The following is a 20520-nucleotide window of genomic DNA, read 5'->3' on the forward strand; positions in this document are numbered from 1 at the left end:
CGACCCTCCGGCGCAAGACCCCCGGCACCGCGTGGACGACGCGGTCTCGAACCCGGAAGGAGCGCCGAGGTGACCGACGACAAGCCCACCTCCCGATCGCAGACCCTCGACCGGGGGCTGATGATCCTCGAACTCATCGGCCGCGCCTCGACACCACTGACGGTGGCGCAGATCTCGCGCACCCTCGAGCTACACCGATCGATCGTGTACCGGCTGGTGCGCACCCTGGAGGATCGCGATTTCGTCGTCCGCGAGGGTGGTGACGCCTACCGCCTCGGCCTCGGGCTCCTCGCCCTCCGGCAGGGCGTGGCCTCCGACCTCGGCGCGATCCTCACTCCCGAACTCCGCTCGCTCGCCGACGAACTCGGGTACGCCACGTTCGTCGTCGTGCAGTCGGGCTCGGAGGTCGTCACGCTCGTGGTCGTCGAACCCACCGACCCCGGGCCGATGTTCACCCTGCGGGTCGGCCAGCGACACCCCGTCGACCGGGGCGCGCCGGGCCGCGCCGTGCTCATGCACGCCCCCTACCGCACCGGCGAGGATCCCCGCACCACCGAGGCGCGCGACCGCGGGTGGGCCCAGTCCCACGGCGAGGTCCTCGACGGGGTCTCGGCGATCGCCGTCCCGCTCCTGGGCCACCGCAGTCCGGCCGGCCTCGCGACCTCGTGGGTGGGCGCCGCCGACGAGCAGGCCGTGGCGGCGGCGATGATCCGCACCGGCGCACGCATCGACGACACCCTCCGCCGCCTGCAGGTGTCCTGACCTCTCAGTGCCCCGACATCGTGTGCAGCGGCTCCTGCGAGCGGTCCTTGATGAAGAAGATCGACGCGAGACTGATGGCGGTGATGAGCAGCAGGTACCACGCGACGTTGACGACGCTGCCCGTGGTCTGGGTGATGTACTGCGCGATCATCGGTGCGAACGCGCCTCCGAACACGGCGCCGATCGCGTAGGCCAGGGAGACTCCGGAGAGCCGGATGCGGGCCGGGAACATCTCGGCGAACATCGCGGACTGCGGCCCGTAGGTGAGCCCCTCGGGCACGGCGATCCACAGCAGCGCGAGGCCGACGAGCAGGACGCTCTGCTGCCGCACCCCTCGGCGACGAGCCAGAACGTCGGGAACATCCCGAGCGCCATGAGGACGTAGCCGATCTTGTACGTCTTGGTGCGCCCGATGCGGTCGGACATGATCGCCGCGGCCATCGTCGTGACGCCCCACAGCGCCGCCGAGGCGAGCACCCACATGAGCACCGACGGGCGGGCGAGGCCACCGCGGGTGGCGACGGCGAGGATGAAGCCGCCCACGAGCATGTAGCCGAAGGCGTTGTTCGCCATGAACGAGGCGGCCGCGGTGACGACCTCCTTGAAGTTGTTGCGCATCAGCTCGGTCTGCGGCGCGGTGGCCTGCTCGCGGGCCTCCTTGAGCTCCTCGAAGACCGGGGACTCCGCGACCCGGCGACGGATCCACCAGCCGATGATGATGAGCACGAACGAGAAGAGGAACGGGAGGCGCCAGCCCCAGGCGTCGAAGGCCTCCTTGCCGAGGACCGTCGTCAGGACGGTGAGGAAGATCGTGGCGAGCAGCATGCCGAGCGGCACGCCGATCTGCGGGTAGGCACCGAACTTGCCGCGCTGCCCGTGCGGGGCGTGCTCCACGGCGAGCATCGCGGCGCCACCCCACTCACCACCGGCGGAGAAGCCCTGGAGGCAGCGCAGGACGATGAGCAGGATCGGGGCGAGGACGCCGATCTGTTGTGTGGTCGGCAGGAGCCCGACGGCCGTGGTGGCGATCCCCATGAGCCCGAGGGTGAACACGAGGACGATGCGGCGGCCCCAGCGGTCACCCACGTACCCCATGGCGATCGCCCCGGCCGGGCGGAAGAAGAAGGCCACGCCGACCGTGGCGAAGGAGGCCAGCAGACCCCACTCACCCAGCCCGCTGAAGAAGAGCTGCCCGAACAGCAGCGCCGCCATGTTGGCGTAGATGAAGAAGTCGTACCACTCGATGGTCGTCCCGATCATCGTGGCCATGGCGACCCGTCGGTACTCCGAGGGGGAGGTCGTGGGGGCGTTGGCGTCGAGGTAGATGTCCGGCTCGGTGGAGTCGGAGTGATGCGTCGAAGACATCCTCGTCCTTTCGGCGCACATCGCTGTGCACACATGACGTCGGTTCTATTACCGAACACGGCGTCGGTAATCAGCGTGCGTGAAAGGTAGGGGTCGGGGGTGCGCACCCGATAGACCCACCGGCCCGTGGGGCGACGAGCGGGCCTGCGAGCTCGATGAACGGTCACACGACTTTCGCCGTGGAAAGCCTCAGGTGCTAACAGTTTGTGATGCCTGCGATAAGCGTGCATTATGAGAGGCATGGATTCCCGGGGTCGCCCGCTGACGCGGCGCTATGAGCTCGACCTACAGCGCACCAGCAGCATGCTGATGCGCGCCTGTCGCTGACCCCACCCCGATCCCCTTCTGCCCGAGGGCCGCTCGCTGCGCGAGCCGGAAGACCTCGTCATGCCCGACTCCCATGACACGCCTCTGAACTCCCCACGAAAAGGTGCGATTCCGCCATGACCACGCATGCCCCCACGCCCACCCGCGTGCGCCCCTCCCGCTCCGGCAAGCCGCAGGGCCAGTGGGCCGTCGACGGCACCGAGCCCCTCAACGCCAACGAGGTCTTCAAGGCCGCCGACAACGGGCTCAACGTCCGCGAGCGCATCGAGACGATCTACGCCAAGCAGGGGTTCGACTCCATCCCCACCGACGACCTGCACGGCAGATTCCGCTGGTGGGGTCTCTATACCCAGCGCAAACCGGGCATCGACGGCGGGCGCACCGCCAAGTTGGAGCCGCACGAGCTCGAGGACCGCTACTTCATGTTGCGCGTGCGCACCGACGGCGCCGTGCTGAACGCGGACGCGTTGCGTGTGCTCGGCGGGATCTCCACCGACCTCGCCCGCGGCACCGCTGACATCAGCGATCGGGAGAACATCCAGTACCACTGGGTCGAGATCGAAGACGTCCCCGAGATCTGGCGCCGCCTGGCGAGCGTCGGCCTGGAGACCACCACGGCCTGCGGCGACACCCCCGCGGATTCCTCGGCAGCCCCGTCGCGGGCGTCGCCGCCGACGAGATCATCGACCCGACGCCGGTCATCGCCGAGATCAAGGAACGCTTCATCGGCGACCCGGAGCTGGCCAACCTCCCCCGCAAGTTCAAGACCGCCATCACCGGCCACCCGAGCCTGGACGTGGTCCACGAGATCAACGACGTCTCGCTCGTCGGGGTCGTGCACCCCGAGTTCGGGCCGGGGTACGACGTGTGGGTGGGCGGCGCGCTGTCGACCACGCCGCGGCTGGCCGAGCGGCTCGGGGCGTTCGTCCGCGAGGACCAGGCCGCCGAGGTGTGGCACGGAGTCGTGCGCATCTTCCGCGACTACGGCTACCGCCGGCTGCGCAACAAGGCGCGCCTCAAGTTCCTGCTCGCCGAGTGGGGCACCGAGCGGTTCCGTGAGGTGCTCGAGACCGAGTACCTCGGCTACGCCCTGCCCGACGGCCCGGCCCCGGCACGCCCGACCAGCCCCGGCGACCACGTCGGCGTCCACCCCCAGAAGGACGGGCGCTTCTACGTGGGCGCGGCGCCGACCGTCGGCCGCGTCGGCGGCGACCTGCTCACCCGGCTCGGCGACCTGGTGGAACGCACCGGCTCCGACGGTGTGCGGCTGACCGCGTTCCAGAAGCTGGTGGTGCTCGGAGTCCCGGCCGAGCGGGTCGAGGAGCTGGTCGACGGGCTCGAGGAGCTGGGCCTGACCGCCCGGCCCAGCCTGTTCCGTCGCACGACCATGGCCTGCACGGGCATCGAGTTCTGCAAGCTGGCGATCGTCGACACCAAGGACACCGCCGAGTGGGCCGTGGCCGAGCTGGAGCGCCGCCTCACCGACATCGAGCCGCTGCTGGAGCACCCGATCACGTTGCACCTCAACGGATGCCCGAACTCCTGCGCCCGTATCCAGACCGCCGACATCGGCCTCAAGGGCCAGATCGTCACCACCGACGACGGCGCGCAGGTGCCCGGATTCCAGGTCCACCTCGGCGGCGGCCTCGCCACCGTCGACCACGACGAACCCGAGCTCGGACGAACGGTCCGCGGACTCAAGGTCACCGCTTCCGACCTGCCCGACTACGTCGAGCGCGTCGTCCGCCGGTACGCCGAGACCCGCGCATCGGGCGAGACCTTCGCCGCCTGGGCCCACCGCGCCGATGACGAGGAGCTGCAGTGAGCGTGTCGACCGAGCCCCAGACCGAGACCCGAACGACCGAGACGGCCGAGGAGCGGGCGAGCCGGTTGCGGCAGCTCGCCGAGCGCGCCTCGGCGCACTTCGCCGAGCTGGACGCCACCGGCGACCTGCCGCCGTACCTGCTCAGTGAGGCCGTGCTGAGCTGGGCGGCGACGCAGTTCGCCGACTCCCTCGCGGTCGCCTGCTCGATGGCCGACGCCGTCCTCCCGCACGTCGTCGCCCAGCACGTGCCCGGGGTGGACGTGCTGTTCCTCGAGACCGGCTACCACTTTCCCGAGACGATCCAGACCCGCGACAAGGTCGCCGACAGCCTCGACGTCACGATCGTCGACGTGCTCCCCGAGCGCACCGTCGCCGAGCAGGACGCCGAGCACGGCCCGAGGTTGCACGACCGTGACCCCGGCCTCTGCTGCGCACTGCGCAAGATCGAGCCGCTGCGCCGCACGCTGGCCGGCTACGACGCATGGGTCACCGGGGTCCGCCGCGAAGAGGGCCCGACGCGCGCCGACACCCCGTTGGTGACCTACGACGAGTCTTTCGGCCTGGTCAAGATCAACCCCCTGGCCACGTGGAGCTTCGACGACCTGCTGAGCTTCTCCGAGCGTGAACTCCTGCCGGTGAATCCGCTGCTGGGCCAGGGCTACCCGAGCATCGGCTGCGCGCCGTGCACCCGTCCGGTGGCTCCCGGCGAGGACCCGCGCGCCGGCCGCTGGGCCGGGTTCGCCAAGACCGAGTGCGGCCTGCACCCGGCCGGCTCGACCGCCGCCGACACCACCCCCGACAGCACGACGACCGAGGAGTCCTGATGACGACCACGGCCCAGCGCACATGGCCCACCGAGGCGCAGCACACCCCGCAGCCGGCGCCGGTCGCGCCCCCTGCGCACGACCTCCTGGACACCCTGGAGAGCGAGTCCATCCACATCATCCGCGAGGTCGTCGCCGAGCTCGAGCGGCCGGTGCTGCTCTTCTCGGGCGGCAAGGACTCCGTGGTCATGCTGCACCTGGCGGCCAAGGCGATGTGGCCGGCCCGGATCCCCTTCCCCGTGCTGCACGTCGACACCGGCCACAACTTCCCCGAGGTCCTCGCCTATCGCGACGCGACCGTCGAGCGGCTCGGCATCGAGCTGCGTGTGGCGAGCGTGCAGGACTACCTCGACGACGGCCGCCTCAAGGAGCGCGCCGACGGCACCCGCAACCCGCTGCAGACCATGCCGCTGCTCGACGCCATCGAGGAGCACCGCTTCGACGGTGTCTTCGGCGGAGGCCGCCGCGACGAGGACAAGGCCCGCGCCAAGGAGCGGGTGGTCAGCCTGCGCGACTCCTTCGGCCAGTGGGACCCCAAGAACCAGCGTCCCGAGCTGTGGCGGCTCTACAACACCCGCCACCGTCCCGGCGAGCACGTCCGGGTGTTCCCGCTGTCCAACTGGACCGAGCTCGACGTCTGGCGCTACATCGCCCGCGAGGGCATCGAGCTGCCGGGCCTCTACTACGCCCACGAGCGCGAGGTCTTCGAGCGTGACGGGATGCTGCTCACGCCCGGCCCGTGGACGACACCGCGCGCGAACGAGCAGGTGAGCACACGAATGGTGCGCTACCGCACGGTCGGCGACATGTCGTGCACCGGCGCCGTGGAGTCGGTGGCGGTCGACGTCGAGGACGTCATCGCCGAGGTCGCCGCGACGACCATCACCGAACGCGGCGCCACCCGCGCCGACGACCGCCTGTCCGAGGCGGCCATGGAGGACCGGAAGAAGGAGGGGTACTTCTGATGAGCACCCAGACCCAGCCCCACACGCACGACCTGACCGGCGACCTCCCCGACGCGGCGCCGTTCCTCGAGGAAACGCCCACGCTGCTGCGCCTGGCGACCGCCGGATCGGTGGACGACGGCAAGTCGACGCTGGTGGGTCGACTCCTCCACGACACCAAGTCCGTCCTCGCCGACCAGATGGCCGCGGTCGAGGCGGTCAGCCGCCGACGCGGGTGGACGGGCGAACTGGCCGACCTGGCGTTGCTCACCGACGGCCTGCGGGCCGAGCGCGAGCAGGGCATCACCATCGACGTGGCCTACCGCTACTTCGCCACCCCGCGCCGCTCGTTCGTCCTGGCCGACTGCCCCGGGCACGTGCAGTACACGCGCAACACCGTCACCGGAGCCTCGACCGCCGACGTCGTCGTCGTCCTCGTCGACGCGCGGCACGGGGTCGTCGAGCAGACCCGGCGCCACCTCGCGGTCGTCGCGCTGTTGCGGGTGCCGCACGTCGTGGTGGCGCTCAACAAGATCGACCTGGTCGAGGACGCCGAGGCCGTGCACCGCGCCGTCGTGGCCGACCTCGCCGCCCTCGGTGAGGTCCTGCGGCTGCCCGACGTCTCGATCGTGCCGCTCTCGGCGCTGCACGGCGACAACGTCGTCGAGCCGTCGGCGCGCACCCCCTGGTACACCGGGCCCACGCTGCTGGATCTGCTGGAGACCCTGCCGGCCGAGAACGAGGTCGACGAGCCGATGCGCTTTCCGGTGCAGCTCGTCATCCGCCCGCAGCACGGGGCGATCGACCCGGCGTTCGTCGACTACCGCGGGTACGCGGGCCACGTCGCCTCGGGTGTCGTGCGGGTCGGTGACGAGGTCGTCGTCTCCTCCTCGGGCCGCCGCACCACGGTCACCGGCATCGACCGCGGCGGTGTCTCCGTCGAGCAGGCGGAGGCTCCCCTGTCGGTCACGCTGCGGCTGACCGACCAGGTCGACGTCTCCCGGGGCGACCTCATCGCTGCCGGGACCTCGGCCCCGACCCCGGTGAGCAGCACCGACGCCGTGCTGTGCTGGCTCGCCCAGTCGCCCCTCCGGCCCGGTGCCCGGGTGCTCGTCAAGCACGGCACCCGTACCGTGCGCGCGCGGATCTCGACGATCGAGGAGCGTCTCGACGTCGGATCGCTGGAGGTCGGCCCGGCGCAGGAGGCGGGGCTCAACGATCTCGTCCGGGTGTCGGTCGCCCTCGCCGAGCCGCTGCCGCTGGAGGAGTACGCCCTCTCCCGCGACGGTGGGTCGTTCCTCGTGCTCGACCCGCAGGACGGCACCACCTTGGCCGCAGGCATGGTCGGCGCGGAGCTGCGCAGCCCCACCAGCGAGGAATCGCCGTGAGCACGGCCACGCACTCCCTGCCGCCGGCAGGTGCCGACGCCGCAGCTCCCGTGCTGTTCGGCCTGTCTCTGGCGGGGCGTCGGGTCGTCGCCGTCGGTGGTGGGCGCGTCACGGCGCGGCGAGTGCGGGATCTGCTCGCCGAGGGTGCGCGGGTGGAGGTCATCGCCCCCGAACTCGACCCGTCGCTGAGTTCGCTCGTGAACGGTGAGGACAGCGACGTTCACGCCGATGCGGCCCTGAGCTGGACCTCCCGGCCCTATGCCGGGAACACCGACCTCGACGGCGCCTGGTTGGTGCACGTCGCCACCGGTGATCCGGTGGTCGACGCCCAGGTGGCGGCGGACGCCGAGGCTCACCGGATCTGGTGCATCGCAGCGGGTTCGGCGACCACCGGCAGCGCACGCGTCCCCGCACGCGGGACCGTGCCCACCGCCGCCGGACCGGTGCGCGTCGCCGTCCACGCCGCCGACGACCCGCGCCGGGCCGCGCACGTGCGCGACGAACTCCAGACCCACCTCGCGAGGAGCGCGGCCGCACACCTGTCCTCCGGCGTCGTCGACCTGCGGGCGCGTCGCGCTCGTGGCGGTTGGGTGGCGCTGGTCGGCGCCGGCCCCGGTGACGCGGACCTCCTCACCGGGCGGGCGATGCAGTTGCTGGCCGGTGCGGACGTCGTCGTCACCGACCGGCTCGTGCCGCACTCCGTGCTCGAGGCGCTACCCGAGGACGTCCGCATCATCGACGTGGGCAAACGCCCCGACCACCACCCCGTCCCCCAGGACCGGATCAACCGCATCCTCGTCGAGCAGGCCCGCGCCGGACACGGCGTCGTGCGGCTCAAGGGCGGGGATCCCTACGTGCTCGGACGCGGCGGGGAGGAACGCCTCGAGTGCGAGGCCGCGGGTCTGCCCGTCGAGGTCGTCCCCGGCATCACGAGCGCCGTCTCGGTTCCCGCCGCGGCGGGAATCCCGGTGACCCACCGGGGCCTGGCGCGGGGCTTCACGGTCGTCACCGGACACGACGACATCCCCCACCTGCCGACCGGCGGGGACCACACGGTGGTGCTGCTCATGGGCGTCGCCACCCTGCACCGGACCGTCGCTCTCCTGCGGGAGCACGGTCGCGCGGCCTCGACGCCCCTCGCGATCGTCGAACGCGGATGGACCGCCGACCAGCGCGTGACGCTGGGCACGCTGGCCGACATCGCCGACCGTGCGGAGGCCGCGGGCGTGCGTTCGCCGGCGGTCGTCGTGGTCGGTGACGTCGTCACCCTGGCGCACGGGTGGACCGGTGCGCTGACCGGCGGCGCGAGCAGGCCCGTCACCTCCCGCGCTCATGCCCGAGCGCGTCGTGAAGGCTCGGAGGGAGCAGCATGATCGACCACCTCCTGTCCGCGCTCGCCGGCTTCGGGGCGCAACTCGTCGACGGCGCCCTGGGGATGGGGTACGGCATCACGGCCACGAGCCTGCTGCTCACCGCGGGGTTCGCGCCCGCGCTGGCCAGCGCCTCGGTCAACTTCGCCCAACTGGGCACCACGCTCACCTCCGGCGCGAGTCACTGGCGGGTCGGCAACGTCGACTGGCGGATCGTGCGCCGGCTCGCGCTGCCCGGCGGGATCGGGTCGTTGGTGGGGGCGATGGTGCTGTCGTCGCTGTCCACCGCAGCGGCGAGGCCGGTCATGGCCGTCCTCCTCATCGTGCTCGGAGCGGGGGTCATCCTGCGCTTCGCCACCCGACGTCCCGGCAGCCAACCCGCCGGAGCGGCGTGGGCGGCGCAACGCCGATTCCTCGGCCCGCTCGGGCTGGTCGGCGGGTTCGTCAACGCCACCGGCGGAGGCGGCTGGGGCCCGGTGGTCACCTCGGCCCTGCTGTCCACGGGCCCGGTCCCGCCGCGCAAGGTCATCGGGTCGGTGTCGGCGTCGGAGTTCGTCGTGACCGTCTGTGCCAGCGTCGGTTTCGTCCTCGGTCTCGGACTGACCGGCCTGCAGTGGGGCACGATCCTGGCGCTGATGCTCGGCGGCGTGCTGGCGGCGCCGATCGCGGCGCTGCTCGCCGGGCGGCTGCCGGCGCAGATCCTCGGGGTCACGGTCGGCACGCTGATCGTCGCCCTCAACCTCGGCCCTGCGCTGGCGGTGATCGGGGTCGCCGGTCCGCTCGCGCAGCTGCTCCACCTCGTGACGATCGCCGGCTGCCTCGTGCTCGTGGCGATCACGGCGACGCGGCACGCGGTGGCGGTGCGTCGTGGAGACGTCGTCGTCTCGGACCGAGAGGAGTCGGAGCCGGCATCCAGCGCCCGGCCCCTGAACGAGCCGGTCGGATGACCCGTCCGCTCGTCCTGGCGGCACACGGCACCGAGAACCCCGACGGCCGCGCGGTCGTGGAACAGGTCGCCGCCCGCGCCGCCGCTCTCCTCGGCGTCGAGCACCGCGTCGGCTACGTCGACGTGTGCGGACCGACACTCGCCGAGGTCCTTGCCTCGCTCGTCGAGGCGGGCGGGGCGGCGGGGCAGGGTGGGGGCACTGCGGCGCCGGTCGTCGTCCCGTTCTTCCTGTCCCGTGGCTATCACGTGCGGTACGACGTGCCCTCGGCCGTCGCCGCCATGACCCCGGCTCGAACCGCCTCCGATGAGAGGCGGTTCGAGTCAGGGGGAGCCGATTCGAGCACGGACGCGGCCGTGGTCACTCCCGCCCTGGGCGCCGAACCGGAGGTCGTCGAGGCCTTGACCGGGCGGATCCTGGAGGCCGACCCGACGCCGCGCGCGGTCGTCCTCGCCGCCGCCGGGTCCGGTGTCGCGGCGGCGCGTGAGGAGGTCGCGGAGGTGGCACGGCTCGTGCAGGAAAAGCTCGGCATCCCGGTGGAGCCCGCATTCCTCAGCGGTCCTGGACCTCGACCGGAGGACGTGGTCTCTGGTTGGGCGACATCGACCTCCGACACCACCCGCACCGATCCGGCACCGACGACCCACGGCAGCGAACGCGGCGGGATCGTCGTCGCCGCACATTTGCTCGCGCCGGGGTTCTTCCTGGAGAAGGCCGCCCGCGTGGCCGTCGAGATCGGCGGGGTCGCGACCGGCCCGCTGGCCACCCACCCGAGCCTCGTGAACCTCGTTCTGCGTCGCTACCGCCAGGCGCTCTGACGCCTGCCCGATGGGGGTCAGGCCGACCGCTCCCAGACCTGGCGGATCTGACGTGCCAGGGCCTCCGGCTGCGCGAGCAGGACGAGGGTCCGCGCTGCGCCGATGGTGACCAGGTCGGCGCGTGGAGCGAGTGCGGCCGCCGCAGCGGCGTCCTCGGGCGTCCAGTCACCGCGGTTGTCGGAGGCGACGAAGAGGCTGGGCACGCGCAGGTCCACCAGCCCGGCGGTGACGTCGATCCGGTTGAGGCTGAACGACTGCACCGCCAGGGCCAGGCTGTGGCGGGTAGGCCGGGCCAGGGCTTCCTCCACGACCCGCAGGATGGGTTCGCGAGCGGCGGAGGCGTCGGTGAGCATCGTCGAGAGGATCGCCGAGCGCACCGGTCCGACCGGCCCCGCCGCCCGGAGGATCGGGAGCAGGAGTCTGATCCGGGCGCGCAGCGGACCGGCGACGGCCTGGGTCGGTGAGCTGACGGCGACCAGGCTGCGGAGGACGCCGGGTCGTGCGCCGAGCGCGAACCCGACGTGCCCGCCGAACGCGTTGCCGACCCAGTCGACCGGCCCCTCGACGCCGAGGCCGGCGAGCAGGTCGATGGCGGCGTCGGCGGCGCCCGCGATGTCGCTGACCCGCGTGAGCGGCTCGCTCAGGCCGAGCCCCGGCGGGTCGACGAGGACGTTCTGGTCGACTCCATGAACCCTCCTGGTGGCTGGGACTTCACGCTCATCCCGATTGTCCTGCACCGGTGGCGCTCTCAGCGAGGCGGCGTACAGGCGGAACGGGGTTGACCAACCAAACCTGGTCAACCAGACTAGCTGTATGAGCACGCACACGGTGCAGTCCGCCAAGACCCACCTCTCTCGAATCCTCACCGAGGTGGAAGCGGGGCACGAAGTGACGATCCTCCGGGGCAAGCAGCCAGTGGCCCGGCTGGTGCCCGCGGTCGCGCCGCCACCACGAACGTTCGGGACGATGCGGTTCGAGGTGCCCGACGACTTCCACGCTCCGTTGAGCGACGACGAGCTGGCGGAGTGGGAGTGAAGTACCTGCTCGACACGCACGTCTTGCTCTGGCTTCTCGGGCAGCCTGAGCGCGTCCCGAGCCACGTTCGTGAGACCCTCGCCGATCCTGGGGCGAACCTGCTCGTGTCAGCGGTCTCAGCGATGGAGATCGCGACGAAGACCCGCATCGGCAAGCTTCCCGACGTGGGGGTCGTCCAGGCCTGGCCTCGCCGCCTCGAGGACATCGGCGCGGTCGAGGTACCCCTCACTGGTCCTCACACCACCACCGCCGGCAGCATGCCTTGGGCTCACCGGGACCCCTTCGACCGGCTTCTCGCCAGCGTCGCTATCCACGAGAACGCAGTCCTCGTCACCGTCGACAGCGCGTTCCTCGGCCTCCCTGCTCCCACCTTGCTCACCTGGTGACAGTGGGTCCCGGCCGCCGCACCGCGGTGCCCGCGCGTGTCAGGAGAGGTGTCCGAGAGGAGGACCGATGCGCGATCCGTACGAGTCGCCGGCCCCGGACGGGACGATCGCGTCCGGCGCGAGCCGTGATCGGGTCCCGGTCGAGTTCGAGCCGGTCATCGCGGACGTCGTGAGCCGCCTCGACCCTCAGGTGACCAGTTCGTCGATCAGATCGGCGCCTGGCGCTGAATCCTGCGGCGACGCAGCACCTCTCGCCACACCGCGCCCCCGGCATCCGTTGATGTCGGGGGCTGTCGGGGGCTTGCACGCTACGTGGTGACTCAGGCGAACTGGCCCACCTCGTAGTGGCCGCCCTGCTGCCGGGTCATGACGTTGAAGCGGTTGAAGGTGTTGATGAGGGCGATCTGGGCGACGAGGGCACCCAGCTCGGCGTCGTCGAAGTGACGCGCGGCGTCCGACCAGGTCTCGTCGCCGACGCCGGTGCTGTCGGCCAGGCGGGTGCCCTCCTCGGTGAGCGCGAGGGCGGCGCGCTCCTGGTCGGTGAAGACGCTGGTCTCGCGCCAGGCCCCGACGAGGGTGACGCGCAGCGGGGTCTCGCCGGCGTGGAGGGCCTCTTTGACGTGCATGTCGAGGCAGGCGCCGCAACCGTTGATCTGGCTGGCGCGGATGTTGACCAGCTCGGCGATGCGCTCGGGCAGTGCGCCGCTCGCGGCCCGGCCGGCCGAGATGACGTGCGGGAGGATGCGCTTGAGGGTGTCGTGGGTGAAGGGGTCGAGTCGGGCTTCCATCACGTTCTCCTTGGTTGCGGGTGGTACCCCCTTGACGGCAGCCCGGCCACAGTGGTCACACCGTCACCTCTCGGCGGACGATCCCGCACCCCGGCCGCCAGCACCCGCGCGCGGTCGTTGATCGAGACGATCTCCACGATCCGCCCCTCGACGACGGTGCAGCCCATGACGCCGAACGCCCGGCCGTCCTTGCTCCGGAACACCACGCCGGGAACCCCGTCGACGATCGCCGCAAAGCCCATCGCCCCGCCGCGGGCACCGCGCTCGGCGACGGCTGCGACCTCCGTCGCGCCGAGGCGCACGCTCGAGCCGCGCGGGGTGTCGATGCGCAGGGTCACGTCGGGGTCGAGGACCGCGAGCAACCCCGCGAAGTCACCCTCCCGCGCCGCCGCGAGGAACGCCGTGACGACGGCCCGCTCGGCCCGGCCGCGACCCGGCGGCTCCGTCCCCCGGACCTTGCTCCGGGCCCGGCTCGCCAGCATCTTCGTGGCGTCACCCGACCGACCGAGGATCTGCCCGATCTCGGCGAACGGCACCGCGAACACGTCGTGCAGCACGAACGCGAGCCGCTCGGCCGGGGTGAGCGTCTGCAGCACGACGAGCATCGCCAGCCCGACGGACTCCGCGAGCACCGCCTCGTCCTCGGGCGCCTGCCCCTCGTCCTCGACCACGACCAGCTCCGGGAGCTCGTCGAACGGCATCGCGCTCCGGCTCCTGCGGGCGCGCAGCACGTCGATGCAGACCCGTCCGACGACCGTCGTCAGCCAGCCCGCAAGGTTGTCGATGCCGTCCACGTCCTGGCGGGACAGACGCAGCCACGCCTCCTGCAGCGCGTCCTGGGCATCCGTGCGCGACCCGAGCATCCGCACGGCGACACCCTCCAGCCGGCCGCGGTGTTCCTCGAACGCCGCGGCGAGGTCGTCGGTGCCTGACGCCAGACTCACCATGGTGCCCACCTTCCTCCGTCGATCGCTCCTCGTCACGGGGATGACGGATCAGGCGCACGAAAGGTCACACGGACCACCCGTCGTCGGCTCACTGCCGCCTCAGCGGCGCAGGACCGTGGCCTCCCACGGGCGCAGGATTCCTGACGCGCCGCGGGGGTCTTGGTAGGTGCCGAGCAGGACCTCGGCGTCGTCCCAGCCCTCGATCCCGATCTCGGTGTCCTCACTGCAGAGGTTGGCCACGACCAGCAGCTCGACGCCGTCGTGATCGCGCGTGAACACGTAGAGCCGCGGGTGCTCGGGCAGTAGCATCGTGAAGTCGCCGTGCGCGACGACCGGCTCGTCGTGACGCAGCGCCACCAGCCGGCGATAGTGCGCGAGCACCGAATCTGGGTCGTCCTGCTGGGCGGCGACGTTGACACTCGCGTGGTCCGGGTTGACCCCGAGCCACGGATCCCCGGTGGTGAACCCGGCGTTCGTGCTCGCGTCCCACTGCATCGGGGTCCGGGCGTTGTCGCGGCCCTTGACGAGAACGCCCTGCCACGCCGCATCCGTGTCCTCGTGCCGGGCGGCGACGTCGGCGAGATGGCGGATCGACTCGATGTCGCGCAGCTCGGTGTCGGAGGTGAAGGGCATGTTCGCCATGCCGATCTCCTCGCCCTGATACACGTACGGCGTGCCTCGGTGCAGGTGCAGCACCGTGCCGAGGGCCTTGGCCGACAGCGTCCGCCACTGCGGTGAGTCGTCGCCGAACCTGCTCACCGCGCGCGGCTGGTCATGGTTGTTCCAATACAAGCTGTTCCAGCCGACGTCGGCCAGCCCCTCCTGCCACCGGTTCAGGCTCGTCTTGAGCTCGACCAGGTCCATCGGCGCGAGGTCGAACTTGCCGGCCGGTCCGGAGTCCAGGTCGACGTGCTCGAACTGGAACACCATGTCGACCTCGCGGCGCTCGGCATCGGTGAACAGCCGCGCCTGCTCGATCGTCACCCCCGGCATCTCCCCCACGGTGAGGAACGCCCCGTCACGCCCGGCGAAGACCTCCATGTGCATCTCGTGGAGGAACTCGTGGATCCGCGGGCCGCCCATATAGAACGGTGTGCCGTCGCCGAGCGCCTGCCCCGGCAGTGCTTCGCCGTCCCGCAGTGACCCGTCCGCGCCGACGTCCTTGGACAGGAGGTTGACCACGTCCATCCTGAACCCGTCGACCCCCCGGTCCAGCCAGCGCCGCATCATCGCGTACACCGCCTGCCTGACCTCGGGGTTCTCCCAGTTGAGGTCGGGCTGCTTGCGGCTGAACAGGTGCAGGTAGTACTCGCCGGTGGCCTCGTCCCAGTGCCAGGCCGGGCCCGAGAAGAACGACGCCCAGTTGGTCGGCTCCGCCCCCGGCTGCCCGGCGACCGCACCCTCGCGGGCCGGTCGCCACCAGTACCAGTCCCGCTTGGGCGACTCGCGCGAACTGCGGCTCTCGACGAACCAGGCGTGCTCGTCGGAGGTGTGGTTGACCACGAGGTCCATGACGAGCTTGATCCCGCGCTCGTGCAGACCGGCGATCAGCGCGTCGAGATCGGCCAGCGACCCGAACAGCGGGTCGACGTCCTCGTAGTCGCTGATGTCGTAGCCGTTGTCGTCCATCGGCGAGCGGTACACCGGCGAGAGCCACACGACGTCGACGCCCAGGCTCGCCACGTGGTCGAGCCTGGACAGGATGCCGGGGATGTCGCCCACCCCATCGCCGTTCGAGTCGGCGAAGCTGCGCGGATAGATCTGGTAGACGACCGCGCTCTTCCACCAGTCGGGCTCGATGCTCTGATCGGTGCTCATTTACCCGAGCCTCGCATGACTCCGGAGATGATCCAACGTTGGGCGAACACGTACACGATGACCAGGGGCGCGAGAGCCATGAGGTAGGAGGCGAACGCAGCCGGATAGTCGGTGCTGAACTGCCCCTGGAAGACGAACTGCGCCAGTGGCAGGGTGCGCTGATCGGGGTCGGAGAGCACGACGAGCGGGAGCATGAAGTCGTTCCACGCCCACAAGGCCGTGAGGATGCCGACCGTGGCGTTCATGGGCCCGAGCAGCGGAAAGATGACCTTCCAGAACGTCGTCCACGTCGAGGCCCCGTCGATCAGGGCCGCCTCCTCCAGATCGCGCGGCAGCGACTTGATGTACCCGACGTAGAGAAAGATGTTGAAGCTCAACCCGTACACCGTGTAGAGGAAGATCAACCCCCACCGGTTGTCCATGCCCAGCAGCGCCGTCTGCTTGACCACCGGTAGCATGATGATGGGGAACGGCACGAACAACGCGGAGATGAAGTAGAAGTACAGCCCCTTGAAGAGCTTTCGATCGAGGTTGCGCGCGATGGCGTAGGCGACCATCGAATTGGTGAGCAGGGTGAGGATCACGGCGCCGGCGGTGATGATGAGGCTGTTCATCACCGTCAGCGGAAAGTCCACAAGGTCCCAGGCGGTGCGGTAGTTCTGCCATTGCGGGGCGGCGGGCAGACCGAATCCCGATCCGCCGAGCTCCTGGGGCGTCTTGAGCGAGGTGACGACCGCGAAGTACAAGGGCGCCAGCACGCTGAGCGACAGGACGACCATGATGATCGTCACCGGCCAGTTCGTCGACCGGTCGCGATTTCGGCGCTTCGGCTCTCGGGTCGGGTTCTCGTCCGTCGTCGGGGGTGTCGTCACGGTGCTCATCCGATGTCACTCTCCCGGCTCTGGAGGAACCGTAGCTGCGTCATCGAGACGATGACGATGACGACGAAGTACACGACGGCGTTCGCGCTCTGGTAGGCGAACTCACCGCCCTGGAATCCGCCCTTGTAGATCAGCATGGCCACGGAGGTCGTCGCATCTCCCGGGCCGCCGTTGGTCAGGGCGATGATCTGGTCGAAGACCTGCAGGAATCCCTTGAGGGACAGGACCATGTTGATCGTGAAGAACGGCAGGATCAGGGGGAACGTCAGGCTCGTGAACTTGCGCCACTCCCCCGCGCCGTCCACCGTGGCCGCCTCGTACACCTCGGCCGGCACGGTCTGCAGACCGGCCAGGTAGATGAGGACGTTGAAGGCCACGGCCTGCCACACGGTGACGAAGAGGATGACGAGCCACGCGTGATCGGGGCTCGTCAGCAGGTTCTCGCTCAACGTCTCGCTGCCGATGCGCTGCCCGAGCCACGGCACGGTGTTGGCGAAGATGAAGCTGAAGACGTAGCCCACGATGAGGATCGCGAGCACGTTGGGCAGGAAGAACACGGCCCGCAGGGTCGCCTGCAGTTTGATCTTGGCGTTGAGGCCCAGGGCGATGGCGAGCGCGATGGCGTTGACGAGGACCGTGGCGGCGATCGCGAACTTGAACGTGAAGCCGTAGGCGTCGAGGACGCGGCTGTCGCGGAACAGATTGATGTAGTTGTGCAGCCCGACGAACTCGTGGGACCCATAGCCGGCGGAGTCGGTGAACGAGTAGTACACGCCCTGCAGGACGGGGATCGTGTGGAAGACGAAGAACAGGACGAACGCCGGGGCGATCATCCACAGGTACACCGGTGCGATACGGGACCTCGAACGCTTGGCGCGTGCGGGGTGAGCGCTCGCCTCCGACGGTGTCTCCGGAGAAGTCTTCTCGATGGAACTCATGATCGAGGCCCCCTTCACTGCCGACGGGGCGAGCGTCGCTCAGCGACCTTGTCCCATTCCTGGTCGAGTGTGGTGAGGAACCCCTCGGTGTCCCCGTCGATGCGCGCCTGATGCAGATACGGCTCGAGTCCCACCGACGGTGGGATGTGCAGATCGATGAATCCGATGAGCCGGTCGTTCTCGTAGTACGGCATGAGATCGACGAGCGCCTTCTCGGAGGGCTCGACCCCCTCCAGCGTGGGCACCGCACTCTGCGCCTTCGTGAACGCCTCGACGTTGTCCTCGCGCATGAGGAATTCGATGAACTTCATCGACTCCTGCGGGTGCGGCGCGTCCTTGACCATCGTCAGCGTCACGTCGACGCCGGAGGTGAGGACCTGCTCGTCGGCGTTCTTCGCCACCGGGTAGGGGAACACGCCGATCTCGAAGCCGGGTTCGAAGCCGCGGATGACGGGGATGGCCCAGCTTCCCTGCGGCAGCATCGCGGCCTCCCCTTGGCGAAGGCCTCGTTGCCCATGTCGTAGTCGGTGGAGAACAGATTCTTCTGCGCGTAGGAGTACAACTGCGCCTGACGCGCCATCGGTTCGGCCCACGCCTGGCCGAACGACGTCTGCTTGGCGGCCCGCTTCTCCCAGAAGTCCGGCCCCACCGACGGACCGACGAGACCGTTGAACGAGGGCAGCGCCGTCCATGCCTCCTTGAGGGTGCCCTGGATGGGCGTGACGCCGGCGGCCTTGAGCTTCTCGCACGCCGCGACGAACTCCTCCCACGTGGTCGGCGGTTCGATGTCGTGCTCGGCGAAGAGATCCTTGTTGTAGATGATGCCGCCGGCGCTCATCGTGTACGGCACGCCGGGGACCTGCCCCTCCACCGCCGTCCCCAGGTCGGTCATCACCTTGAGCGACCCGTCGCTGACGTTCGTCAGCACGGGATCGGAGGAGAAGTCGCGAAAGACGTCGGCCTGCGCCAGTTCGGCGAACGGCCCGTTGACGTTGAGTGCCATGACGTCGGGGACGTCGTTCTTGACGAGGCGGACCCGGATGGCCGTCTCGGCGTCGGGCGAGTCGTTCTGGACGACCCGGATCCCGGGATTCTCGGCGTTGAACTTGTCCACCAGCTCCTGGAAGTCGGCGATCGCCTCGCTCTTGAACTGGAAGAACTCCAGCTCGACGACCCCACCCTGGCCACCCGTCGAGGGCAGACCACACGCGGCGGGCAGCACCGCCAGGAGAGCCACCGCCACCGCACCGGCCGATCGCCGGGTACTTCGTCGCCTCGCCATCCGCGCCTCACGGTCCGGGCGCCGGGAGAACGCCACCACGAGGGGCGGGCGCCGCGCCGGTGCGATCGAGACCCACGACAGCCCGTGGACCGTCGCCGAGCCTAGTCCCGCCGATCCGCGAAATGTCGGAATGACGGGGGAAGGAACATGGCGAAGGCCCGAACCCCTCGTGCGTGGGTTCGGGCCTGACCGTGCCTGACATGCAGTGGCGGTAGCGGTGGGATTCGAACCCACGGTGGAGTTGCCCCCACACACGCTTTCGAGGCGTGCTCCTTTGGCCGCTCGGACACGCTACCGCGGGCAACCTTACAAGAGCGTGAACGGACCGGCGAAATCCGGCCGCTCACATGCGGCGTCGGCGAAGGCGCACCTGGCGTCCTCGGCTTCGTGCTGACCGACGCCGTCGAGGCCATCACCGCCACCGGCCGCGTGGCCCGGCCACCTCGTCGCAGGCGACCCGGCACCACCGAGGAGATGTAGCGAGCACCAAGCGGGAGGGTAACGCGCGCCAGACCGTGCATCTGCGCCTGGCGCAACCCCGCCACCTGCGACGATGCGCGGACAGTGACTAGGTAGGCAGCCTTTATAGTCCCGCTCGGTGCTCGGTGTCAGCGGCGTCCGGCGAAGAAGTCATGGAGAAGGGCCGCGCAACGTTCCTCCTGCACCCCACCCACCACCTCCACGCGGTGCAGCGCCCGCGGGTCGCGCACGAGATCCCACACGGAGCCGCACGCGCCGGCCTTCACGTCCCACGCCCCGAAGACGACGCGGTCGACCCGGGCCTGCAACAGCGCACCGGCGCACATGACGCACGGTTCGAGCGTGACGACCAGGGTGCATCCGTCCAGGCGCCAGGACCCCCGCGCCCGCGCCGCGTCCCGCAGTGCATGGACCTCAGCGTGCCCGGTGGGGTCGCCGCACTCCTCACGCACGTTGCGACCGCGACCGACGACCTGCCCCGCCGCATCGACCACCACGGCGCCCACCGGGACGTCCCCGGCGCGCAGGCACTCCGTCGCCAACCGCAGCGACTCCTCGATCCACGGGCCGAACTCCGACACTCCGCCGACGGCGCGGCCGGGAGGGGCGGGCATGGAGGCGTCGGTCACCCGCTAAGTTTCCCCCATGCGCGTCCACGTGGCCGATCACCCACTCATCAACCACAAGCTCACCTACCTGCGCGACGAGCGCACCGACTCCCCCACCTTCCGGCGCCTCGCCGAAGAGCTCGTCACCCTGCTGGCGTACGAGGCGACCCGCGAGGTCCGTGTGGAGCCGTTCGAGATCCGCACGCCCGTGGCCCCCACCACCGGCATCAAGTTGTCCAAGCCCAAGCCGGTCATCATCCCGATCCTGCGGGCCGGGCTGGGCATGCTCGAGGGCATGACCCGGCTGCTGCCGAGCGCCGAGGTCGGGTTCCTCGGCATGGTCCGCGACGAGGAGACCCTCGAGGTCAGCGCGTACGCCAACCGGCTGCCCGACACCCTGACCGGCCGTCAGGTGTTCGTCATCGACCCGATGCTCGCCACCGGCCACACCCTCGTCATGGCCTTCGAGTTCCTGCGCGACCTGGGCGCCGACGACATCACCACCGTCTGCCTCATCGCCGCCCCCGAGGGCATCGAGACGGTCCGTGCGGCGGCCGACCAGCTCGGCATCCCCGTCACGCTGGTCGTGGGCGCCATCGACGAGCGGCTCGACGAGCGCGGCTACATCGTCCCGGGCCTCGGCGACGCCGGCGACCGGCTCTACGGCGTCGTCTGACCTCGGCGGCGGCGTGGGCCGACCGAGGGCGGCTCCGGACGGGTGGGCGGAATGTCTCATCGGCGCGCCGGAGACTCGGTGACCGGCCTTGCCCGCCCGATGTGGTTCGATGAC

The 20520-nt window shown here is 70.3% G+C and carries 19 protein-coding genes, 1 tRNA gene and 2 pseudogenes; 11 read left to right on the plus strand and 11 right to left on the minus strand.

The features are described from left to right. The first annotated feature begins 69 nt into the window (after window positions 1-69). Window positions 70-762 carry an IclR family transcriptional regulator gene (locus tag QQK49_RS15460; protein WP_284304706.1) on the plus strand — a complete coding sequence of 231 codons (693 nt, stop codon included), beginning with the start codon at window positions 70-72 and terminating at the stop codon, window positions 760-762. A 4-nt stretch (window positions 763-766) separates the two neighbouring features. Here QQK49_RS15460 and QQK49_RS15465 read toward each other — a convergent pair whose 3' ends face one another. Both QQK49_RS15465 and QQK49_RS15470 read right to left on the minus strand, forming a co-directional pair. Beyond that, window positions 767-913 (minus strand): hypothetical protein, encoded by a 147-nt coding sequence (locus QQK49_RS15465; RefSeq protein WP_284304707.1) that lies wholly within the window; start codon window positions 911-913, stop codon window positions 767-769. Continuing rightward, window positions 910-2127, minus strand: a complete 1218-nt coding sequence (locus QQK49_RS15470; protein WP_284304708.1) for an MFS transporter — start codon at window positions 2125-2127, stop codon at window positions 910-912. The genes QQK49_RS15465 and QQK49_RS15470 overlap by 4 nt, the downstream gene beginning before the upstream one ends. 443 nt (window positions 2128-2570) lie before the next feature. Here QQK49_RS15470 and QQK49_RS15475 point away from each other — a divergent pair. The 7 genes and pseudogenes from QQK49_RS15475 (at window position 2571) to QQK49_RS15505 (ending at window position 10567) form a co-directional block, all read left to right on the plus strand. Then, window positions 2571-4279 (plus strand): annotated as a pseudogene (locus QQK49_RS15475) (nitrite/sulfite reductase). 2 nt (window positions 4280-4281) lie between these two features. Then, window positions 4282-5103 carry a phosphoadenylyl-sulfate reductase gene (locus QQK49_RS15480; protein WP_284304709.1) on the plus strand — a complete coding sequence of 274 codons (822 nt, stop codon included), beginning with the start codon at window positions 4282-4284 and terminating at the stop codon, window positions 5101-5103. Further along, the gene (gene cysD, locus QQK49_RS15485) at window positions 5103-6068 is read left to right on the plus strand and encodes a sulfate adenylyltransferase subunit CysD (RefSeq protein ID WP_284304710.1); all 966 of its coding nucleotides are present in this window, start codon (window positions 5103-5105) and stop codon (window positions 6066-6068) included. The genes QQK49_RS15480 and cysD overlap by 1 nt, the downstream gene beginning before the upstream one ends. Beyond that, on the plus strand, window positions 6068-7435 hold the full coding sequence (locus tag QQK49_RS15490) for a sulfate adenylyltransferase subunit 1 (protein WP_284304711.1): 1368 nt from the start codon (window positions 6068-6070) through the stop codon (window positions 7433-7435). Before cysD ends, QQK49_RS15490 begins: the two co-directional genes overlap by 1 nt. Then, window positions 7432-8808, plus strand: a complete 1377-nt coding sequence (gene cobA, locus QQK49_RS15495) for a uroporphyrinogen-III C-methyltransferase (RefSeq protein WP_284304712.1) — start codon at window positions 7432-7434, stop codon at window positions 8806-8808. The genes QQK49_RS15490 and cobA overlap by 4 nt, the downstream gene beginning before the upstream one ends. Then, a complete protein-coding gene (locus QQK49_RS15500; protein ID WP_284304713.1) occupies window positions 8805-9752 on the plus strand; it encodes a sulfite exporter TauE/SafE family protein in 948 nt (315 codons plus the stop codon). Before cobA ends, QQK49_RS15500 begins: the two co-directional genes overlap by 4 nt. Next, window positions 9749-10567 (plus strand): sirohydrochlorin chelatase, encoded by an 819-nt coding sequence (locus tag QQK49_RS15505; RefSeq protein ID WP_284304714.1) that lies wholly within the window; start codon window positions 9749-9751, stop codon window positions 10565-10567. Before QQK49_RS15500 ends, QQK49_RS15505 begins: the two co-directional genes overlap by 4 nt. A 17-nt stretch (window positions 10568-10584) precedes the next feature. Here QQK49_RS15505 and QQK49_RS15510 read toward each other — a convergent pair whose 3' ends face one another. Further along, window positions 10585-11304 (minus strand): alpha/beta fold hydrolase, encoded by a 720-nt coding sequence (locus tag QQK49_RS15510; protein ID WP_284304715.1) that lies wholly within the window; start codon window positions 11302-11304, stop codon window positions 10585-10587. Window positions 11305-11380: 76 nt separating this feature from the next. Between QQK49_RS15510 and QQK49_RS15515 the strand changes: the two genes are divergently transcribed. Both QQK49_RS15515 and QQK49_RS15520 read left to right on the plus strand, forming a co-directional pair. Continuing rightward, window positions 11381-11602, plus strand: coding sequence for a type II toxin-antitoxin system Phd/YefM family antitoxin (locus tag QQK49_RS15515; RefSeq protein ID WP_284304716.1), 222 nt, complete (start codon window positions 11381-11383; stop codon window positions 11600-11602). After that, window positions 11599-11988: a type II toxin-antitoxin system VapC family toxin gene (locus QQK49_RS15520; protein WP_284304717.1), complete on the plus strand. Its 390-nt coding sequence runs from the start codon at window positions 11599-11601 to the stop codon at window positions 11986-11988. The genes QQK49_RS15515 and QQK49_RS15520 overlap by 4 nt, the downstream gene beginning before the upstream one ends. Before the next feature lie 320 nt (window positions 11989-12308). On the opposite strand, the gene QQK49_RS15525 is transcribed toward QQK49_RS15520, so the two are convergent. The 8 genes and pseudogenes from QQK49_RS15525 to QQK49_RS15565 all read right to left on the minus strand — a co-directional run bounded on the left by QQK49_RS15525 (window position 12309) and on the right by QQK49_RS15565 (window position 19751). Beyond that, window positions 12309-12776: a carboxymuconolactone decarboxylase family protein gene (locus QQK49_RS15525; RefSeq protein WP_284304718.1), complete on the minus strand. Its 468-nt coding sequence runs from the start codon at window positions 12774-12776 to the stop codon at window positions 12309-12311. Beyond that, window positions 12776-13723: a sigma-70 family RNA polymerase sigma factor gene (locus QQK49_RS15530; protein ID WP_284304719.1), complete on the minus strand. Its 948-nt coding sequence runs from the start codon at window positions 13721-13723 to the stop codon at window positions 12776-12778. The genes QQK49_RS15525 and QQK49_RS15530 overlap by 1 nt, the downstream gene beginning before the upstream one ends. A gap of 99 nt (window positions 13724-13822) precedes the next feature. Further along, window positions 13823-15541 (minus strand): alpha-glucosidase, encoded by a 1719-nt coding sequence (locus tag QQK49_RS15535; RefSeq protein ID WP_284304720.1) that lies wholly within the window; start codon window positions 15539-15541, stop codon window positions 13823-13825. After that, complete coding sequence (locus tag QQK49_RS15540; protein WP_284304721.1) at window positions 15538-16422, minus strand: carbohydrate ABC transporter permease; 885 nt, start codon at window positions 16420-16422, stop codon at window positions 15538-15540. The genes QQK49_RS15535 and QQK49_RS15540 overlap by 4 nt, the downstream gene beginning before the upstream one ends. Further along, window positions 16419-17360 (minus strand): carbohydrate ABC transporter permease, encoded by a 942-nt coding sequence (locus QQK49_RS15545; RefSeq protein WP_284304722.1) that lies wholly within the window; start codon window positions 17358-17360, stop codon window positions 16419-16421. Before QQK49_RS15545 ends, QQK49_RS15540 begins: the two co-directional genes overlap by 4 nt. Window positions 17361-17374: 14 nt before the next feature. After that, window positions 17375-18642: pseudogene (locus tag QQK49_RS15555) on the minus strand (ABC transporter substrate-binding protein). A 206-nt stretch (window positions 18643-18848) separates the two neighbouring features. Further along, window positions 18849-18938, minus strand: a tRNA-Ser gene (locus tag QQK49_RS15560). 312 nt (window positions 18939-19250) lie between these two features. Further along, window positions 19251-19751, minus strand: coding sequence for a nucleoside deaminase (locus tag QQK49_RS15565; protein ID WP_431310543.1), 501 nt, complete (start codon window positions 19749-19751; stop codon window positions 19251-19253). 16 nt (window positions 19752-19767) lie between these two features. Between QQK49_RS15565 and upp the strand changes: the two genes are divergently transcribed. Further along, window positions 19768-20406 carry a uracil phosphoribosyltransferase gene (upp, locus tag QQK49_RS15570; protein ID WP_284304723.1) on the plus strand — a complete coding sequence of 213 codons (639 nt, stop codon included), beginning with the start codon at window positions 19768-19770 and terminating at the stop codon, window positions 20404-20406. The last annotated feature ends 114 nt before the right edge of the window (window positions 20407-20520 follow it).

This window comes from Mobilicoccus caccae, assembly GCF_030161635.1.
Taxonomy (GTDB): domain Bacteria; phylum Actinomycetota; class Actinomycetes; order Actinomycetales; family Dermatophilaceae; genus Mobilicoccus; species Mobilicoccus caccae.

Bases quoted from the DNA above. Each gene is read 5' to 3' on its own strand.
- QQK49_RS15465 (WP_284304707.1), bottom strand. From the start codon at position 913: ATGATCGCGCAGTACATCACCCAGACCACGGGCAGCGTCGTCAACGTC.
- QQK49_RS15470 (WP_284304708.1), bottom strand. From the start codon at position 2,127: ATGTCTTCGACGCATCACTCCGACTCCACCGAGCCGGACATCTACCTC.
- cysD (WP_284304710.1), top strand. From the start codon at position 5,103: ATGACGACCACGGCCCAGCGCACATGGCCCACCGAGGCGCAGCACACC.
- QQK49_RS15490 (WP_284304711.1), top strand. From the start codon at position 6,068: ATGAGCACCCAGACCCAGCCCCACACGCACGACCTGACCGGCGACCTC.
- QQK49_RS15500 (WP_284304713.1), top strand. From the start codon at position 8,805: ATGATCGACCACCTCCTGTCCGCGCTCGCCGGCTTCGGGGCGCAACTC.
- QQK49_RS15505 (WP_284304714.1), top strand. From the start codon at position 9,749: ATGACCCGTCCGCTCGTCCTGGCGGCACACGGCACCGAGAACCCCGAC.
- QQK49_RS15515 (WP_284304716.1), top strand. From the start codon at position 11,381: ATGAGCACGCACACGGTGCAGTCCGCCAAGACCCACCTCTCTCGAATC.
- QQK49_RS15525 (WP_284304718.1), bottom strand. From the start codon at position 12,776: ATGGAAGCCCGACTCGACCCCTTCACCCACGACACCCTCAAGCGCATC.
- QQK49_RS15530 (WP_284304719.1), bottom strand. From the start codon at position 13,723: ATGGTGAGTCTGGCGTCAGGCACCGACGACCTCGCCGCGGCGTTCGAG.
- QQK49_RS15535 (WP_284304720.1), bottom strand. From the start codon at position 15,541: ATGAGCACCGATCAGAGCATCGAGCCCGACTGGTGGAAGAGCGCGGTC.
- QQK49_RS15540 (WP_284304721.1), bottom strand. From the start codon at position 16,422: ATGAGCACCGTGACGACACCCCCGACGACGGACGAGAACCCGACCCGA.
- QQK49_RS15545 (WP_284304722.1), bottom strand. From the start codon at position 17,360: ATGAGTTCCATCGAGAAGACTTCTCCGGAGACACCGTCGGAGGCGAGC.
- upp (WP_284304723.1), top strand. From the start codon at position 19,768: ATGCGCGTCCACGTGGCCGATCACCCACTCATCAACCACAAGCTCACC.